Annotated in this window: 19 protein-coding genes; 13 read left to right on the top strand and 6 right to left on the bottom strand. The window is 41.8% G+C overall.

Features of this window, described 5'->3' with window-relative positions; all coding sequences use genetic code 11:
* Window positions 1-79: 79 nt before the first annotated feature.
* The 3 genes from FGG15_RS14815 to FGG15_RS14805 are packed head-to-tail and all read left to right on the top strand — an operon-like array spanning window position 80 to window position 3,143.
* Window positions 80-1,750 carry an ArnT family glycosyltransferase gene (locus FGG15_RS14815; RefSeq protein WP_138837586.1) on the top strand — a complete coding sequence of 557 codons (1,671 nt, stop codon included), beginning with the start codon at window positions 80-82 and terminating at the stop codon, window positions 1,748-1,750.
* On the top strand, window positions 1,737-2,393 hold the full coding sequence (locus FGG15_RS14810; protein ID WP_138837584.1) for a DUF4271 domain-containing protein: 657 nt from the start codon (window positions 1,737-1,739) through the stop codon (window positions 2,391-2,393). Before FGG15_RS14815 ends, FGG15_RS14810 begins: the two co-directional genes overlap by 14 nt.
* Window positions 2,394-2,399: 6 nt before the next feature.
* Window positions 2,400-3,143, top strand: coding sequence for a uroporphyrinogen-III synthase (locus FGG15_RS14805; protein ID WP_138837582.1), 744 nt, complete (start codon window positions 2,400-2,402; stop codon window positions 3,141-3,143).
* A 55-nt stretch (window positions 3,144-3,198) separates the two neighbouring features.
* On the opposite strand, the gene pckA is transcribed toward FGG15_RS14805, so the two are convergent.
* Both pckA and FGG15_RS14795 read right to left on the bottom strand, forming a co-directional pair.
* Complete coding sequence (gene pckA, locus FGG15_RS14800; protein ID WP_138837580.1) at window positions 3,199-4,815, bottom strand: phosphoenolpyruvate carboxykinase (ATP); 1,617 nt, start codon at window positions 4,813-4,815, stop codon at window positions 3,199-3,201.
* Window positions 4,816-4,887: 72 nt separating this feature from the next.
* Window positions 4,888-5,271 (bottom strand): DUF423 domain-containing protein, encoded by a 384-nt coding sequence (locus FGG15_RS14795; RefSeq protein ID WP_138837578.1) that lies wholly within the window; start codon window positions 5,269-5,271, stop codon window positions 4,888-4,890.
* A gap of 79 nt (window positions 5,272-5,350) precedes the next feature.
* Between FGG15_RS14795 and FGG15_RS14790 the strand changes: the two genes are divergently transcribed.
* The 5 genes from FGG15_RS14790 to FGG15_RS14770 all read left to right on the top strand — a co-directional run bounded on the left by FGG15_RS14790 (window position 5,351) and on the right by FGG15_RS14770 (window position 9,201).
* A complete protein-coding gene (locus FGG15_RS14790; protein ID WP_138837576.1) occupies window positions 5,351-6,724 on the top strand; it encodes a saccharopine dehydrogenase family protein in 1,374 nt (457 codons plus the stop codon).
* Between the two features lie 47 nt (window positions 6,725-6,771).
* Window positions 6,772-7,242, top strand: a complete 471-nt coding sequence (locus tag FGG15_RS14785) for an Lrp/AsnC ligand binding domain-containing protein (RefSeq protein ID WP_138837573.1) — start codon at window positions 6,772-6,774, stop codon at window positions 7,240-7,242.
* 7 nt (window positions 7,243-7,249) lie between these two features.
* Window positions 7,250-8,170 carry a lipid A deacylase LpxR family protein gene (locus FGG15_RS14780; RefSeq protein ID WP_138837571.1) on the top strand — a complete coding sequence of 307 codons (921 nt, stop codon included), beginning with the start codon at window positions 7,250-7,252 and terminating at the stop codon, window positions 8,168-8,170.
* Window positions 8,171-8,179: 9 nt separating this feature from the next.
* Entirely contained in the window at window positions 8,180-8,557 is a 378-nt protein-coding gene (locus FGG15_RS14775; protein ID WP_237561830.1) for a hypothetical protein, read from the top strand.
* Window positions 8,558-8,682: 125 nt separating this feature from the next.
* Window positions 8,683-9,201, top strand: a complete 519-nt coding sequence (locus FGG15_RS14770; RefSeq protein ID WP_138837569.1) for a ferritin — start codon at window positions 8,683-8,685, stop codon at window positions 9,199-9,201.
* A gap of 69 nt (window positions 9,202-9,270) precedes the next feature.
* Here the strand turns inward: FGG15_RS14770 and FGG15_RS14765 are convergent, their stop codons facing one another.
* The 3 genes from FGG15_RS14765 to leuS form a co-directional block, all read right to left on the bottom strand.
* Complete coding sequence (locus tag FGG15_RS14765) at window positions 9,271-9,972, bottom strand: zinc metallopeptidase (RefSeq protein WP_138837567.1); 702 nt, start codon at window positions 9,970-9,972, stop codon at window positions 9,271-9,273.
* 105 nt (window positions 9,973-10,077) lie between these two features.
* Window positions 10,078-10,332 carry a SemiSWEET family sugar transporter gene (locus tag FGG15_RS14760; protein ID WP_138837565.1) on the bottom strand — a complete coding sequence of 85 codons (255 nt, stop codon included), beginning with the start codon at window positions 10,330-10,332 and terminating at the stop codon, window positions 10,078-10,080.
* A 37-nt stretch (window positions 10,333-10,369) separates the two neighbouring features.
* Window positions 10,370-13,171 carry a leucine--tRNA ligase gene (gene leuS, locus FGG15_RS14755; RefSeq protein ID WP_138837563.1) on the bottom strand — a complete coding sequence of 934 codons (2,802 nt, stop codon included), beginning with the start codon at window positions 13,169-13,171 and terminating at the stop codon, window positions 10,370-10,372.
* 88 nt (window positions 13,172-13,259) lie between these two features.
* Here leuS and FGG15_RS14750 point away from each other — a divergent pair, with 88 nt between their 5' ends.
* The 5 genes from FGG15_RS14750 to FGG15_RS14730 all read left to right on the top strand — a co-directional run bounded on the left by FGG15_RS14750 (window position 13,260) and on the right by FGG15_RS14730 (window position 16,750).
* Window positions 13,260-14,138 (top strand): cell division protein FtsX, encoded by an 879-nt coding sequence (locus FGG15_RS14750; protein WP_138837561.1) that lies wholly within the window; start codon window positions 13,260-13,262, stop codon window positions 14,136-14,138.
* A gap of 9 nt (window positions 14,139-14,147) precedes the next feature.
* Entirely contained in the window at window positions 14,148-14,411 is a 264-nt protein-coding gene (locus FGG15_RS14745; protein WP_138837559.1) for a DUF3098 domain-containing protein, read from the top strand.
* A gap of 1 nt (window position 14,412) precedes the next feature.
* Window positions 14,413-15,207, top strand: coding sequence for an undecaprenyl-diphosphate phosphatase (locus FGG15_RS14740; RefSeq protein ID WP_138837557.1), 795 nt, complete (start codon window positions 14,413-14,415; stop codon window positions 15,205-15,207).
* Between the two features lie 47 nt (window positions 15,208-15,254).
* Complete coding sequence (gene truB, locus FGG15_RS14735) at window positions 15,255-15,953, top strand: tRNA pseudouridine(55) synthase TruB (protein ID WP_138837555.1); 699 nt, start codon at window positions 15,255-15,257, stop codon at window positions 15,951-15,953.
* Window positions 15,954-16,030: 77 nt separating this feature from the next.
* The gene (locus FGG15_RS14730) at window positions 16,031-16,750 is read left to right on the top strand and encodes a hypothetical protein (protein ID WP_138837553.1); all 720 of its coding nucleotides are present in this window, start codon (window positions 16,031-16,033) and stop codon (window positions 16,748-16,750) included.
* Here the strand turns inward: FGG15_RS14730 and FGG15_RS14725 are convergent.
* The gene (locus tag FGG15_RS14725; protein ID WP_138837551.1) at window positions 16,733-17,365 is read right to left on the bottom strand and encodes a thioredoxin family protein; all 633 of its coding nucleotides are present in this window, start codon (window positions 17,363-17,365) and stop codon (window positions 16,733-16,735) included. The genes FGG15_RS14730 and FGG15_RS14725 overlap by 18 nt on opposite strands.
* Window positions 17,366-17,488: the final 123 nt, after the last annotated feature.

Genomic DNA, 17,488 nt, shown 5'->3' with positions numbered 1-17,488 from the left:
GGTAGACCATAGTTTTCGTACTGTTCCGATTAGGGTATTTACCTTTATTTGTACCTTTGGCCCATCTAAACTCCAATTGATGACCCAAAAGTTTCCCAGGTTGTTTTATCTTCTTCTGGCCGCTCTTTTTGTTCTCAATCTCATTCAAGCATCCTTTACGGAACTCATTTTTGACGAGGCTTATTACTGGTATTATGCCCAAAATTTGGATTGGGGGTATTTTGACCATCCGCCCATGGTGGCCTTCCTCATCAAACTAAGCAGCTTGTTCTTTGATGGCGAATTGGGGGTTCGTTTCATAAGTTGCGTACTCTCTGCTGGCACCTATCTCGTATTATGGTCAGCTATTGACCATCCCAAGAAAAAGGATTATGTGTTGCACTTCTTCCTGCTCCTTTTCTCAATGACCTTGATGAACGCCTACGGTTTCTTTACCTTGCCTGACACTCCGTTGCTCTTCTTTACAGCCCTGTTTCTTCTGCTGTATAAAAAGTTTCTGGAAAAACCCTCCATTTGGACAACTATCGCATTAGGCTTGGTCATGGCGGCTTTGATGTACAGTAAGTACCATGCCGTTTTGGTCATCCTCTTTGTTTTTCTGTCGAATATAAAACTGGTGTTCAACGGAAAAGCTTGGTTAGCCGTGGTGGTGGCTTTATTGTGCTATGTTCCACATTTTATGTGGTTGTTTGAGCACGACTTTGTTTCCATTAAATACCATCTTTTTGAAAGGCCCAATCAAGCCTATTCTTTTGAAAAATTCACTTTGGGATACATCCTTAATCTTGTGGCTATTTTTGGACTCTTGTTCTATTGGGTATACTATGCCCTGATCAAGGATAAAGACTCTGATAAATTTTCAAAGGCCCTTCGCTTTCTTACTTACGGGGTTATCCTGTTCTTTTTTGTATCCAGTTTTAACCGAAGGGTACAGACCCAATGGGTTATCATCATTTCCATTCCCTTGGCCATCATTGCTTTTAAACATTTGATTGAAAATGCCAAAAGCCGTAAATGGATATTTCGAATGGGCATTGCAAGTGCCATTTTAATGTGCTATGCCAGGGTCTGGTTGGTTCACCAACCTCTTTTACCCATAGTGTATGAAGCCCATGGGAATAAGGCTTGGGTTAACGATCTGGATTCCAAATTAGGGGATGCCACGGTTGTGTTTGAGAATTCTTATCGCAGGGCTCCCATGTATGAGTTCTATACTGGAAAACCCTCATTTTCATTGAACAATGCCTTTTACAGAAAAAATCAATATTCCATTGACGATTCCGAGGAAAGGGTGAGGGGTAAAAATATTGCCATGGTATCCATGTACCGCAAGAGTGGTGATATCTCTTACCTCAACGCGAAGGGAACTCAATTTTTTGGGGTGTTTATGGATGATTTTTATTCCCTCCGTAAATTGGCATGCATTTCGGAACAAAACCCGGAGAACGGGAATTGGAGTCTAAAAGTCTTTAATCCCTATCCTTTTGATGTTGCCTTGGACAGTTTGAGGTATGCTATTGCTTACACCGACGATTATAAGAAGGTAAAGGGTAGTGTCCCGCTTAAGGTAGAACCCGTGAGCCCGAAACAAACAATTGTTAAGTCGAAGGATACGGTTTACTATAAATTTCAATTCCCAAAGTCCGAAAAACTGGAAAATGCGGGCTATTTTAGAATTGGTTTGGGGTACGGAAGCCTAATCCCTGGACTGAATGGAACACCTATAAAAATTGAAGATGGAACCCATTAGCAAAACGGTCGAATCATTGGATTGGATGAACATAGTGTTATTTTTTAGCATGGTGGTTCTTGCCTTGGGAAAATATCTGTTTCAAAACAAGTTCCTGAATTTCATGATTCTTCCGTTCAACAATAAGTATGTAGTCCTTTATAATAAAAAGGGGAGACTTTTGAATTGGTTCCATATTTTATTGACGATTTTTCAATTGATCAATTTATCCCTCTTCCTATTCTTGATACAAAAAACCTTTTACCCAATTGCTCCCGAAAATTATCTGTACAGTTTCTTCATCATATTTGGTGGTGCCTTGTTGTTTCAGTTACTAAAAATGTTGCTGCAACTTGGGAAAGGGATTGTTTTTAATACCCAGGGAATGGTCACGGATTTACTGTTCAACAAAACTTCCTACCTCAACCATAGTAGTCTGGTTATGTTTGTGGCCAACATTGCATTGGTATACATATATAAGGACTCCCAGATTGTTATTTATGCGGCTTTAATCTTAATTATTTCCATTAATGCCATAGGAATCTTCAAGCTGTTGAAGAACCATCAAAAAGTCATAATTTCCCACTTTTTCTATTTTATTTTGTACCTTTGCACACTCGAAATTGCGCCCCTAGTAATAGTTGGAAGCTATCTTAAAGATTGAAAGCTTATGAAAGTAAAGACAATTTTGGTTTCCCAACCAGAACCCAAAATAGAAAATTCCCCCTATTCACGACTCATCGAAAAAGAAAAAGTAAAGGTAGATTTCAGACCTTTTATTCATGTTGAGGGAGTTCAGGCAAAGACCGTAAGGCAGCAAAAAATTGATCTCAACAATTTTACCGCCATCATCTTGACCAGCAGAAATTCTGTGGATCATTTCTTTAGAATAGCCGAGGAAATGCGATTCAAGGTACCGGATACCATGAAATACTTTTGTCAGTCCGAAGCTGTGGCTTACTACCTTCAGAAATATGTGGTTTATCGCAAACGGAAAATTTATGTGGGTAAGCGAACCTTTCCTGAATTGGTTCCTCTAATCAAAAAATACAAGGACGAAAAATTCCTTTTACCTTCATCGGATACCTTAAAAACCATTGTTCCACAAGCTCTTGACGAATTGGGTGTGGATTGGAAAAGAGGAATTTTTTACAAAACCGTTATCAGTGATCTTTCCGATCTTAGGGATGTTTACTATGATGTTTTGGTATTCTTTAGCCCATCAGGTATTGAATCCTTGTTGAAAAACTTTCCCGATTTTGAACAAAACAATACTCGAATTGCGGTATTTGGAAATAGCACGGTAAAGGCAGCTACAGAAGCTGGTCTAAGAATAGATATTCAGGCACCTACTCCTGAGACGCCATCCATGACTATGGCACTTCAGAAATACATCACCAGTGTGAACAAATAGAAGAATTCTACATTCTTAACATAAAAAAAGCCCCGATAAATCGGGGCTTTTTCTTTTAGAAGGCATATCGCTGAGGACCTCCTCGTCTTATCTCTTCGCTGGCATAGGCCTCAAACTTTTTAAAGTTTTCCCGAAAAGCATTGGTCAGCTTAAAGGCTGTTTTATAATAAGCCTCATCATCGTTCCAGGTCGCCCGCGGACTTAATACACTAGTAGGTACTCCAGGACATTCCCTGGGTTGTGCAACACCAAAAACGGAATGAATGTGATACTTGTCATAGCTATAAAGACCCAACTCACCGCTTAGAGCTGCACTGATCATGGCACGGGTATATTTCAGCTCCATCCGTTTGCCCACCCCATAAGGACCTCCTGTCCATCCAGTATTGATAAGCCAAACATCCACACCTGATTCTTGCATTTTCTTGCTCAACATCTCAGCATAAACAGCTGGGTGCAAAGGCATAAAAGGGGCTCCAAAACAGGCCGAGAAAGAAGGTTGGGGCTCAACCACCCCTGCTTCCGTTCCGGCCACTTTTGCCGTATATCCAGAAATGAAGTGGTATGCCGCCTGGGCGGGTGTCAATTTTGAAATCGGAGGCAAAACCCCAAAGGCGTCGGCTGTTAAGAAGAAAATATTCTTAACATTCTTTCCGATGGAAGGTTGCTGGATATTTTCAATATGATAAATTGGATAGCTTACCCTTGTATTCTGCGTGATGGAGGTGTCTGCAAAATCAACAACTCCTTGGTCATCCAAAATCACGTTTTCCAAAATGGCACCTTGCTTAATGGCACCATAGATTTCAGGTTCCTTTTCTGAAGAAAGATCAATGACCTTGGCATAACATCCGCCTTCAAAATTGAACACGGTATTTTCAGCCGTCCAACCATGCTCGTCATCTCCAATCAGTTTACGATTGGGATCCGTAGAAAGCGTAGTCTTCCCTGTCCCGGACAATCCAAAAAACACGGCTGTATCCCCATCGTCTCCCACATTGGCAGAACAATGCATTGGTAAAGTGTTTTTAAAGACCGGTAGAATGAAATTCAATGCAGAAAAAATACCCTTTTTGATCTCTCCTGTATATCCAGTTCCACCGATTAAGGCTATTTTTCTGGAGAAGTTGAGAATGGCAAAATTATGTTGTCTTGTGCCATCAATTTCAGCATCAGCCATAAAGCCCGGTGCGTTTACCACGGTCCATTCAGGATCAAAAAATTCCAATTCCTCTACCGTTGGTCTTATAAACATGTTATACGCAAACATGTTTGACCATGGATACTCGTTTATTACCCGAATGTTTAGCTTATAGTCATCCTCTGCACAGGCATAACAATCCCGAACAAATAGTTCCTTTTCGTTTAGATAATTAATGACCTTGTCATATAATTTATCAAATTTCTCCGGTTCAAATGGGATGTTGATGTTCCCCCACCAGATTTTTTCCTCGGTGATGTCGTCTTTAACGATAAATCGGTCCATAGGAGACCTTCCGGTAAACTCTCCCGTATTGACCGCCAGGGCCCCGGAAGAAGCTTCTTTTCCCATTTTCTTTTCTATCGTCAACCCGTGTAACTCTTTGGGCGACAACTGATAATGCACATTGTTGTGCGCTATTCCATACTGCTTTAACGAAATCGATTTCGTAACTGGTGTATAGGTATCCATTTTGATGTTTTAAAATTGGTACAAAGCTAGAAAAATCTAACTGCTACCAAACCAATTTTGTGATTAATTCCCTTATTTTATAGCCAAAACAAAGTAAGCCAAAATACCCCATGCAAAAATGAGAATTGTGCCCCCTAGAGGAGTCAATAGCGCAAGGGTTTTGAAGTCAAAAGCCACCAAACTATTAATGGACAATAAATAGATGGATCCTGAAAACAGAATAACCCCAATCACAACCAGCCTGAAAACCGTTTTTTGCTTTTTAAGATCTAATGCGTTCCATGTCCCTAAGAAAAGAAGAAAAAGTGCATGGTACATTTGGTAGCGTACCCCTGTCTCAAAACTATCTACCGCATCCTCTGATACCAATCTTTCCAATCCATGGGCGCCAAAAGCACCCAGAACTATAGCGACTAAACCCATGACAATTCCACCCAACAATATTGTTCTGTTCATAACTTTATAACTATGTTTTTTTAGAAATATAACAATTTGATACCTTAGTAGCCGTTTTAATCAAAAGTAACCAAATCGTATGGTCCGAACTATTTTGGTCGTTGGAGCTGGCAAGTCTACTTCGTATTTGTTGGATTATCTGCTTAAAAAGTCAACAGAGGAGCAGCTTAGGTTGATTATTGGCGATCTACGTCCAGAAAATATCCCAGGTGAAATTGCATCCCACCCCAATTGCGATGTCATCCAACTTGATATCCTTAATGATGATGCCAGAAAAAAAGCCATCGAAGTTTCCTCATTGGTAATTTCCATGCTTCCGCCTCGTATGCACATCAAAATTGCACAGGATTGTATCGTTTACAAAAAACACTTGGTCACTGCTTCCTACGTTAGCAAGGAAATTGAGGCGCTGGATGCCGAAGCCAAGAAAAATGGATTGGTCTTCATGAACGAAATAGGCTTGGATCCCGGCATTGATCATATGAGTGCCATGGAGGTGATAGACCGTATTAGGGACAAGGGTGGAAAAATGCTGTTGTTCGAATCTTTTACTGGAGGTCTTGTTGCTCCGGAAAACGACTCCAACCTTTGGAGCTATAAGTTCACCTGGAATCCACGTAATGTGGTGGTGGCTGCACAAGGGGGTGCAGCTAAATTTATCCAAGAGGGATCTTACAAGTATATACCCTATCAGAAAATTTTTAGAAGAACAGAGTTGGTTGAAATTGAGGGCTACGGCGATTTTGAGGTATACCCCAATAGAGATTCCCTCAAATATCGGGAGGCCTATGGCTTAGAAGATGCCTTGACTCTTTTTAGAGGCACCATGAGGCGCGTTGGATTCTCCAAGGCATGGCATATTTTTGTAATGCTGGGCATGACGGACGATACTTATGTAGTAGAAAATTCCGAAGGGATGTCGTATCGAGAATTTGTGAATCTGTTCCTTCCTTATTCGCCAACCGATTCTGTGGAGTTGAAGTTACGTCACTATCTCAAAATAGACCAAGACGACATCCGATGGGGAAAATTGCTTGAACTCAATCTGTTTGATGATTCAAAGAAAATCCCCTTAAAAAATGCCACTCCAGCCCAAATGCTACAGTACATTTTGGAAGATAGCTGGACCTTAAATCCAGACGAAAAGGACATGATTGTGATGTATCACAAATTTGGATACGAATTGGACGGCAAAAAGAAGCAACTGGATGCCAATATGGTGGTGCTTGGCGAGAACCAGACCTTCACCGCCATGGCCAAGACGGTGGGCTTGCCAGTTGCCATGGCAGCACTGCAAATACTAAACAAAAAAATTGTCACTCCTGGCGTTCAAATTCCCATTGCCAAGGAAGTATATCGTCCTATACTTGAAGAGCTCAAATCCTATGGCATCCATTTTAACGAGTACCAGGTGCCCTATTTGGGGTATAATCCAGACTCCATAGGAAATTAGGCTTTTGTTGTTTTTAGGTATCTTTAGTTTCGAATAAGAAGCTTTTGATGAGAAACACAAACAAATCCGTTAAGATTGACGGTATAGATAAAAAAATCCTAAGGTTTTTGATGGAGGATGCTCGCAAGCCTATTTTGGAAATTGCCAGAAGTATTGGGATTTCCGGGGCAGCAATTCACCAGCGTCTTCGTAAACTGGAGAGTTCGGGACTTTTATCCGGTTCCAAATTTGTTATCAATCCTAAGGTATTGGGTTACACTACCATGGCCTACATCGGAATTTTCCTAGATAAAGCCATGTCCAATCCGCAAGCTGTGAAGGAGCTTGAAAAAATCCCTGAAGTACTGGAATGCCACTACACAACTGGAAATTGGTCCATCCTCATTAAAGTTTTGTGTAAGGATAATGAGCATTTGATGACTGTACTCAATAAAAAAATCCAACAAATTGAAGGAGTGTCCCGGACAGAAACTTTTATTTCACTCCATCAGCAAATCGACAGACAGATTTCCATTTAGGTCATCCATGAAACAATTTCTGATTGCTTTATTATTGGGACTCTCCATGTTCTTTTCCCATGCCCAGCGTAGTTACGAACCTAAGGTGTATTCGCACCAGATACAGGTGCAGCATGATAATGACTTCCTGGCATTGACAGACCGTTACTACTCTTCCGGACTATTTATATCGTATCAAAAGCTGCTCTCGAAAGGGATTTTTGGCGAGGACGAACAACTTGGTTTCAAACTAGGACAGGAGGTCTACACACCATCGCAAACCCAAAGCACCAATACAAGCGTGTTCGACAGGCCTTATGCCGGGTTTTCAGGGTTTTGGACCAACTGGTCCCTAAGCAAGCAAAATCAGCTGTTTGAGGTGGAGTCCCTTTTAGGTTTTGTGGGGCCGGATTCTGGGGCGGGAGGATTGCAGCGTTGGTACCACAGGGCCATTGCCATTTCGGATTCGCCCATTTGGGTGGAGGAACTGCGCAATAGTTTTCACACCAATCTATATTTCACCTATACCAAGGAATGGGAACTTGCTCCCAACCCTTTTGGTATTAGGTTGGCCACACAACCACAACTGGCGGTTGGATCCAGGGATGTTTATGCCAGTGGGGAGGCCATTTTTCATTTTGGTAGACGTAATCCGATAAGTAAGAGCATTGCATTCAACCGATTGGGCAGCAACGCCAGGGAAATCTACTTTGCCCTTAGGTTCATGTACAGACAGGTCTTTTACAATGGTTTGATAGAAGGTAATTTGTTTGGTGACAATTCGCCCGTATTAGGTGTTTCAAAGAACAGCCTCCTCCGGATTGGGTTTGATTTCAACCACCGCTTTGATATGCATGATTTCCGCTTTGGGATTCGATACAATACGCCAGAAACCCCCAGCTCTAAATCCCATGCCTATATTGTGCTTGCCTATAGCCGCAGTTGGTGAAAGGAAATTATGCTTCATATAGAAGTATTTGTATTCAATCTAAATAAAGATTACTTTTGCTCTTCCATGAAGGTAGTGTACCAATCCACATATTATACCTTGTACCAATCTGAAAGCCAGCGTTGCTTTTATGTTGATTTTGTACAAAAGACCGTACAAATGTCCTTTTGCCAACTATTGGCTCTTCGACATAAAGTACTGTCCATCCCCATTGAAGACCACTTTGACAGTGACCTGAACAAGCACGGTTTTGAACTTTTGCAACTCTGCAACAAAGAACACCTCTTCATTCTCAATACCTTGGAGGTATTGGATTTAAAATCACTTGTTGAACAAGGGTTTGTTTTACTTGGCGTATCCGCCAAATCGGAAGCCCTCTCCGTATAGTCTTTGGGTAGCTTATTTTTATTCAATCTAAAACTCCTTATAAATAAAGGACTTGGCCCATTGGCTAGGTTAATTTCCATACTTTTATAGTAGGAGAATGAATTATTGACGATAAATCTATTGAGATGAAAGATATAGCGAGACAAGCAATGAGCATAAAAGTGGAATCCATGGATTTGCTCAACAGCCAAATTAAAATGGAAGCACATGCTTCGGCCACCTATTTGGCCATGGCTTCATGGTGCGAACAAAATGGTTTTTTTACCAGTGCCAAGTTCTTTTTCAAACAGGCCGAGGAAGAACGGGAGCACATGATGAAAATATTCAATTTTTTGATTGATGCAGGTGGAAGTCCCTATTCACCTGAGGTGACCAATATCAATCACGACTACTCCTCCATTGTAGATGTTTTTGAGCACACATTAGACCATGAAATAGCAGTGACCAAATCCATTCACAATATTGTGATGAAAGCCAGAGAACTAGGTGACCTCACTACCGAAAGATTTTTGGACTGGTTCGTTATGGAACAGGTGGAAGAAGAAAACACGATCCGTGATATTCTGGATATGATTGCAGTGACCGGCACCGAAGGTGTAGGATTACAAGTCATTGATGATCATGTTGGGAATTGGATCAATTAACTAAATAGTCTACCAAAAAGAAAACGGAGCCAAATGGCTCCGTTTTTTATTTTATGTTTTTGCAAAAGGTCAATCCCTTCCTCCAAACACTTGGAAAGCCCAATACACCAAGGAAGCCAAGGCTCCCAAAGCCGCTACCAAATACGTTCTTGCCGCCCATTTTAAGGCATCCTCAGCCCCAGCAAATTCCTGTTGGCTCACCATATTCTTTTGTTTCAACCAGGCCAAAGCCCTGTTACTGGCGTCATATTCCACCGGAAGGGTGATAAAACTGAAAATAGTGGCCATTCCCATCATCACCAAGCCTGCAACCGCAATATAAAATCCAAGTCCGCCTGCGGCTCCTGTTGCTGCCATAAGGGCTATACCACCAAACACAATCCATGTGGACATTCCTGAGGTAACACTTACCACGGGAACCAGTTTGGACCTCATGGTCAACCATTCATAAGCCTGGGCATGCTGAACCGCATGGCCAACCTCATGTGCCGCCACAGCTGCAGCGGCAGCGTTTCTTTGGCTATATACGCCCTCACTCAGGTTTACGGTTTTGTTTTTCGGATTGTAGTGGTCTGTCAGCATTCCTGCTGTGGAAATAACCTTCACATCACGAATACCGTGATCATCCAACATCTTCTGTGCTATTTCCGCTCCGCTCATTCCGTTGCGAAGATGCACTTTGGAGTACTGCTTAAACTTGCTTTTTAATCGGCTGCTTACAATCCAACTGATCAAAGCTATTCCACCGATTAATATATAGTATGTCATCATAGTTTCCTGTTTTTAGTCTTATAAAGATATCAACTCTAAAGCAAAAATCCAGCCAATCCAAAAAGCTGTCATTTTACTGACAAAATGTACATTGGAGACAAAAAGTTATTTATGCCGCAGCTTGAGCATCAACATACAAACCACCAAAATGCCTGTAACAGCATTGGCCAAAATAATGGCTAAACTATTGTGGTAAATTCCATAATATAACCAAAGTATGGTTCCAATAAGGAACGCCCCATACATGGTAAATGAGATGTCCCTGGTTGATTTGGTCTTCCAAGTTTTGTACACCTGTGGAACAAAGGCGCTAGTGGTCAGGCTGGCTGCGACCAACCCAATGATTTCAATGGTATCCATTGTTGGTTATTAGGATATGGGCTATCCAGAACTATGGTTAACCCACAATATTTACAATCTTGCCCGGCACAACGATTACCTTCTTGGGCTCCCGTCCATTCAATTGGGCCTGCGTTTTTTCATGGGCCATGACCACCGCCTCTATTTCATCCTTTCCCATATCTAACGGTAACTCCAACTTAAATCTCATCTTGCCATTAAAGGAAATGGGATACTCCTTGCTGTTTTCCACCAAATGCTTTTCATCAAACTTTGGGAATGCAGCTGTTGAAATGGATTCCTGATGTCCCAATTTTTCCCATAGCTCTTCCGCAATGTGTGGGGCATAAGGTGATACCAAAATTGCCAAAGGCTCTAAAATAGCCTTGCTCTTACATTTTTGTGCTGTTAGCTCATTCACACAGATCATAAAAGTAGACACTGAGGTGTTAAAGGAAAAGTTCTCTATATCTTCTTCTACCTTTTTAATGGTCTTATGTAGGGTTTTGAGGTTGTCAGCCGTGGGTTGCACTGCCTCCTCCATGTTTGCGTATAACTTCCAGAGCTTTTTTAGAAACGAATGCACTCCTGTTATTCCAGCGGTGTTCCAGGGTTTGGATTGCTCCAAGGGACCTAAGAACATTTCATACAGTCGAAGGGAATCTGCTCCATATTCTTCACAGATATTATCTGGGTTCACCACATTGAACCATCTTTTAGACATTTTTTCCACCTCCCTGCCAACAACATACTTGCCATCCTCCAAAATGAATTCAGCTTCTTTGAATTCAGGTTGCCAATTTCGTAAATCTTCAACCCTGATTTCATCCGAAGTGTTCACCAAATTAACATCAACCCTCAACTCTTCTACTTCATATTCACTTTTCAAGCCAAGAGACACATATTTGTTTGTGCCAGAGATTCTGTATACGATTGCACTTGTCCCCGTAATCATCCCCTGGTTGATCAGCTTCTTGGCATATTCCTTTTTGGGAGCAATTCCCATATCAAACAAAAACTTCTGCCAAAAACGGGAATACAACAAGTGTCCTGTAGCATGCTCACTCCCTCCAATATACAAATCCACATCCTGCCAATATCCAATAGCTTCTTCTGAATAAATCGCCTCATTATTCTGCGAATCCATATAGCGATTGAAATATTGTGAACTCCCTGCCCAACCCGGCATGGTGTTCAATTCCAGCGGGAAAATCGTTTTATCATCAATCAATTCGTTGGCCACCACCGTGTTGGTTTGGGTATTCCATGCCCAATGCGTGGCATTGCCCAAAGGTGGCTCCCCTGTTTCTGTGGGTAGGTACTTTTCCACCTCAGGAAGTTCCAAGGGAAGATGTTCATCAGCAATCATCTGGGGCATTCCGTCCACATAATAGACCGGAAAAGGTTCTCCCCAATAGCGTTGTCTGCTAAACACAGCATCCCGAAGGCGATAGTTTATTTTGCCCTCTCCCTGTCCAATTTTTTCCAATTCGTCAATGACCTTTCTTGTTGCCTCTTTAAAATTCAGTCCGTTCAAAAAGTCAGAGTTGCCAATAATGGTATTGGCCTTATCGGCAAAAGCCTCTTCGGAAATATCCGCTCCATCAAAAATATTAGGAATGGGAATATCAAAATGTTTAGCAAAATCGTAATCCCTTTGATCCCCACATGGTACCGCCATCACCGCTCCGGTACCATAGCTGGCCAATACGTAGTCCCCAATCCAGATAGGAATGGGTTCTTTGGTAAACGGATGCTCTGCATAGGCTCCGGTGAACACCCCAGAAATGGATTTTACATCGGCCATCCGATCCCTTTCAGAACGTTTTGCTGTTGCTTCCACATAGGCTTCCACTTGAGCTTTTTGTTCTGCCGTGGTAATCTTAGCTACGAGTTCATGCTCTGGGGCCAAGGTCATAAAACTGGTTCCAAATATGGTGTCTGGGCGTGTGGTGAATACCGCAATCTTATAATCCTCGTTTTGTACGTTGAATTCGACATGCGCGCCCTCAGAGCGACCAATCCAGTTGGTTTGCGAATCTTTTAGCGGTTGGGGCCAATCAATGCTGTCCAATCCATCCAATAAACGTTGGGCATAAGCGGTAATCCGCATGCTCCACTGGGTCATTTTTTTACGGATCACGGGATGTCCTCCTCGTTCCGAAATCCCATTCACAATCTCATCATTGGCCAAGACCGTTCCCAAAGCTGGACACCAGTTCACCTCGGTATCCGCCAAATACGTCAATCTATATTGTAAAAGTATTTCCTGCCTGGTCCTATCCGAAAATCCTGCCCAATCCTTAGCTCCAAATTCTTGTACGTCGTCATCACAAACCGCTTGGACTTTGGTATTCCCCTCTTTCTCAAAAATGGAAACCAAAGTAGAAATATCTTCGGCCTTATCGGATGTTTTGTTGTACCAAGAATTAAACAGCTGGATAAAAACCCATTGGGTCCATTTGTAATATTTGGGATCCGATGTTCGCACTTCACGACTCCAGTCAAACGAAAACCCAAGTTGGTCCAACTGCTCCCGATATCTTTTAATGTTGGCCTCTGTGGTTATGGCGGGATGCTGACCTGTTTGTATGGCATATTGCTCCGCGGGAAGACCAAAGGAATCATAGCCCATGGGATGCAGCACATTGAACCCATTATGCCTTTTGTAACGCGCATAGATGTCACTGGCGATATATCCTAGGGGATGTCCAACATGTAGCCCAGCTCCAGATGGATAAGGAAACATATCCAAAACATAGTATTTGGGCTTGTCGGAATTGTTGGAAGCTTTGAACGTCTGGTTCTTGGCCCAGTATTTTTGCCATTTGGCTTCTATCTCCCTGAAATTGTAATCCATGGTCTTCGCGTCATTTTCGAATTGCAAAAATAGCTTTAATCCCCTAATTACGATTTACTTTTCTATTTTTACATACTGATTTTCCTATATGAGCCAATATATTGAACGATATCAGCGTAGAAGGCTAATTTCCTCTTACTTTTCTGTGGTTTTGAGCATTGCTTTGGTGCTATTTTTAGTAGGGGTTTTAGGACTGCTGGTCCTGAACACCAAAAAACTCGGGGACCATTTTAAAGAACAGATTACTATTTCCGTGTTCTTAAAGGATAATGCCAAACCTGTAGAAATTGAGCAGTTGCAAAAAAGCTTGGCTTTGGCAGACTATACAAAATCTGCCCATTATGTTTCCAAAGAAGATGCTGCGGAACAATACAGCGAGGATATAGGGGAGAATTTTGTGGAATTTTTGGGCTATAACCCGCTAAAAAATTCGATAGACGTCAACCTCAAAGCAGATTTTGTCTCTCCCAACCAGATAGAGGAAATTGCATCGGATATCAATACCAAAACTTATGTGGAAGAGGTGAGCTATGACAAACCACTGATTTCATTGCTCAATGATAATGCCCGTAAAATCAGTATTTGGATTTTGGTGGCAAGTGCTTTATTTACCGCTATAGCGGTCTTATTGATCAACAGTTCCATTCGGCTTTCCATTTATTCTAAACGATTCATTATCAAGACCATGCAAATGGTTGGAGCTACGAAAAAATTTATCAGAAAGCCCTTTATCTGGCAAAATATAAGATTGGGGATGTTGGGAGCCACTTTGGCGCTGATTGCTTTAGGAGTGGTTCTGTACTATGTGAATACAAATTTCCCTGAGTTGAATATATTCCAGGACGTTCTGATTCTGGTCCTCTTATTTGGCGGAGTCTTTGGTTTGGGAGTCATAATTTCTTGGGGCAGCACCCATATTGCCACCCAGCGTTTTCTAAATCTGAGAACGGATGATCTTTATTATTAACTTTACGGCATGAGTAAGAAAAATAAGCAAACCCCTAACACTAGCAGGCAGTTCATCTTTCAGAAAAAAAACTATGTATTTCTTTTCATAGGTCTGGCTTTTATTGCCCTTGGATTTATCTTGATGAGCGGTGGTGGCAGCGACGACCCCAATGTTTTCAATCCTGATATCTACAATTTTAGAAGAATACGCTTGGCACCCACTTTGGTGCTCATAGGTCTTGGAATACAGGTCTATGCCATTTTGTTGAATCCTAGCAAAAACAAAAAATAGTTTGGAGTTAATCGATGCGATTATCCTTGGAATTATTCAAGGACTTACCGAGTTTTTACCTGTATCTTCAAGTGGACATTTAGAATTGGGCAAAGCCATTTTGGGCGCGGAATCACTTCCGGAGGAGAGCTTGTTATTTACCGTGGTGCTCCATTTTGCCACCGCACTGAGTACCATAGTTGTTTTTCGAAAAGATGTATGGGAAATTATTCGAGGCCTTTTTCAATTCAAATGGAATGAAGAAACCCAATTTTCCTTGAAAATTATCATTTCCATGATTCCTGCTGCGCTTGTTGGCTTTTTCTTGGAGGACTTTCTAGAGGTCTTTTTTGATGGCGCCATCATCATTGTGGGCATAATGCTACTGATTACCGCCATCCTTTTATATTTGGCCGATTTGGCCAAGACTACGGACAAGGGTGTGTCCTACCGCAGTGCCTTTGTGATTGGTATGGCGCAGGCCGTTGCCATCTTACCAGGTATTTCAAGAAGTGGAGCCACCATCTCTGCAGCCGTGCTTTTGGGTGTGGACAAGTCCAAGTCAGCTCGATTTTCTTTTTTGATGGTAGTACCGCTGATTTTGGGAAAAATGGCCAAAGATATTTTAAGTGGCGAGATAGATTTTGCAGGAGATCAGGCCGTTGCTATGGGCGCAGGTTTTATTGCCGCATTTATCGCTGGTTTGGCTGCCTGTACCTGGATGATTAAATTGGTTCGGCAAAGTAAGCTTACCTATTTTGCCATTTATTGTTTCATCATAGGGCTTATTGCCATTGCCTGGAGTATTTGGGGATAACCTTTCCATGACGATTCTTACCTTTAGTCCCAAAAAGTTATAGGGCATTGAAGACCAAAGAAGATTTCTTAAACGGGCAGATATTGCTCATAGACAAACCACTCGAGTGGAGCTCGTTCCAAGCTGTGAATGCCTTAAAGTGGGCCATTCGGAAGAAATTTGACCTAAAAAAAATAAAGATTGGCCACGCCGGCACCTTGGATCCTTTGGCCACAGGCCTATTGATTATCTGCACCGGAAAATTCACCAAAAAAATTCCTGAGCTCCAAGGACAGATCAAAGAATATACGGGGACATTTACTTTGGGCGCCACAACCCCATCCTATGATATGGAAACCGAAGTAAACCAAAACTTTCCCATTGATCACATTACGGATGAACTGCTCTTTGATGCCACAATCGGCTTTTTGGGCGAAATCGACCAAGTGCCTCCTGTATTCTCTGCCTTAAAAAAGGATGGTAAACGGCTTTATGAGTTCGCTCGAGAAGGAAAGGAAGTGGAAATTAAGTCTCGAAAAGTTGAAATCCACACCTTCGAAATAACCAAGATTCATATACCACATGTGGACTTTAGAATAGTTTGTAGCAAAGGCACCTATATCCGGTCCATGGCCCATGATTATGGTAAATCCGTGCAGTCTGGAGCCTATCTCTCGGCTCTGAGAAGAACCAAAATAGGTGATTTTAACGTAGATAATTCCGTCACGCCAATGGTTTTCAAGGCAAATCTTGGAATGGAAGGATAAATTTCTTTCCCGATTCCAGTAGTTTCGGCAACCCTTGGTGTAAAATAATTTTAAAAAAAAGCGGTTATAATAAGACCATGAATCTGAACAGAAACCAGTTATCGTTTTTAATAACTTTTTTCTCCATGTCCATTATCGTTTTGTTGCTTTTCAACATTCATTTGGGCGGGATGCAAGAGGAAGAATATGTTATTGAAATGAGCTTGGATGATGAAGATATCGAAGAGTTGCTGAAAGAGGAAGAGGAGCGCTTGGAGGAGCTGGCCAACAACGAACCCATAAAGAGCCATATGGCCTTTAATGAAACGGCCAAACCTACCATAGGCAACCCGGAGCCTCTAAAAACCCTTGAAGAACTCATGGAAGAAAGGGCCTTGAACAGTGAAGAAGGCGAATTTTCGGAAGCTGATGCAGATTTTGCCAACCAACTTAAGGAATTGGCTGCAAAACGGGAGGAAAAAAAAGAGCTGCTTGGTGAAAGAGAGGCTCAAAAAGAAGAATTTACCAATTATTTAAAGGATAGGCGCACTTCAATTTCATTTTCATTGGTTGAGCGAAATGCGTATTCCTTGCCTCCACCCATTTACACCTGTATTGAAGGTGGAAAAGTGGTCATCAATATAAAAGTGGATAGTAACGGCTACGTTACCGAAGCTGATTTTAACGATAGTAGCTCCGGCACCACTAACTACTGCCTTATTGAAAATGCCATTACCTATGCGCTAAAAGCACGGTTTAGCCCAGATTCCAAGGCTCAACAGATTGGTACCATTACCTATTTATTCCAAGGGAAGTAATTCCAATAAATCGCTTAAAGTGTTTTGCCCTTTGTCCTTGTTGTACCAAACCTGAAGATCTTGCTTAAATTCGGATGTAAGTGATCCGTGCTCTTTTTTGAAGTCTTCCACCATTTGGGTCGCGATGCTGGGTCTAGGACCCCATTCCCCAACTATTGCATCAGCGTCCTTGTCCAAAATAACAAGCTTTGGTATGGATTGTGAGCCATTGGTCAGGAATTGATTCATTAAATCTAGATGCTCATCCCGAAGCACAACTTTAAATTCGATATTCGGATTTAGTTCCGCAATCTTGTTCATTACTGGAAGACTGGGTGCAGCATCCCCGCACCAGCTTTCGCTCAAAACCAGAAAAACAAGTTTGGACTTCACTTCTTCAATCCTCTGTTGCGCTTCTTCTGATATTTTGATGGTCTTATCCCACCGCTTCATTCGGCGGTCGTTGAGTTCGGTATAATTGATCAGGGATTCCAGTTGCTCCGGTCCTGTGGTTTGTCCATTTTTGGCCAATTGCTCCACCATGCTGCGATAATCCCCATATTCCATCCCCTTTGAAATTCCTTCGCGGATAAGTTCCAATGGGTTCCTCTGTATTTTTGCTTCAGCTACTTCCATTCCTTTTTTGCTTCAAAAATAGCCCCCATAAGAGACTAAAAATCTGATATTTGTCATTGGTTGGAAAATGGACTAAAAACTAACAAGCTTGTTTCAATCCAAAAGAAAGGCTACAATTTTGGT

This window comes from Flagellimonas algicola, assembly GCF_005937185.1.
Taxonomy (GTDB): Bacteria; Bacteroidota; Bacteroidia; order Flavobacteriales; family Flavobacteriaceae; genus Flagellimonas; species Flagellimonas algicola.
Note: the sequence above shows the minus strand (reverse complement) of the source record. Positions and strands in the feature narration are given on the sequence as shown.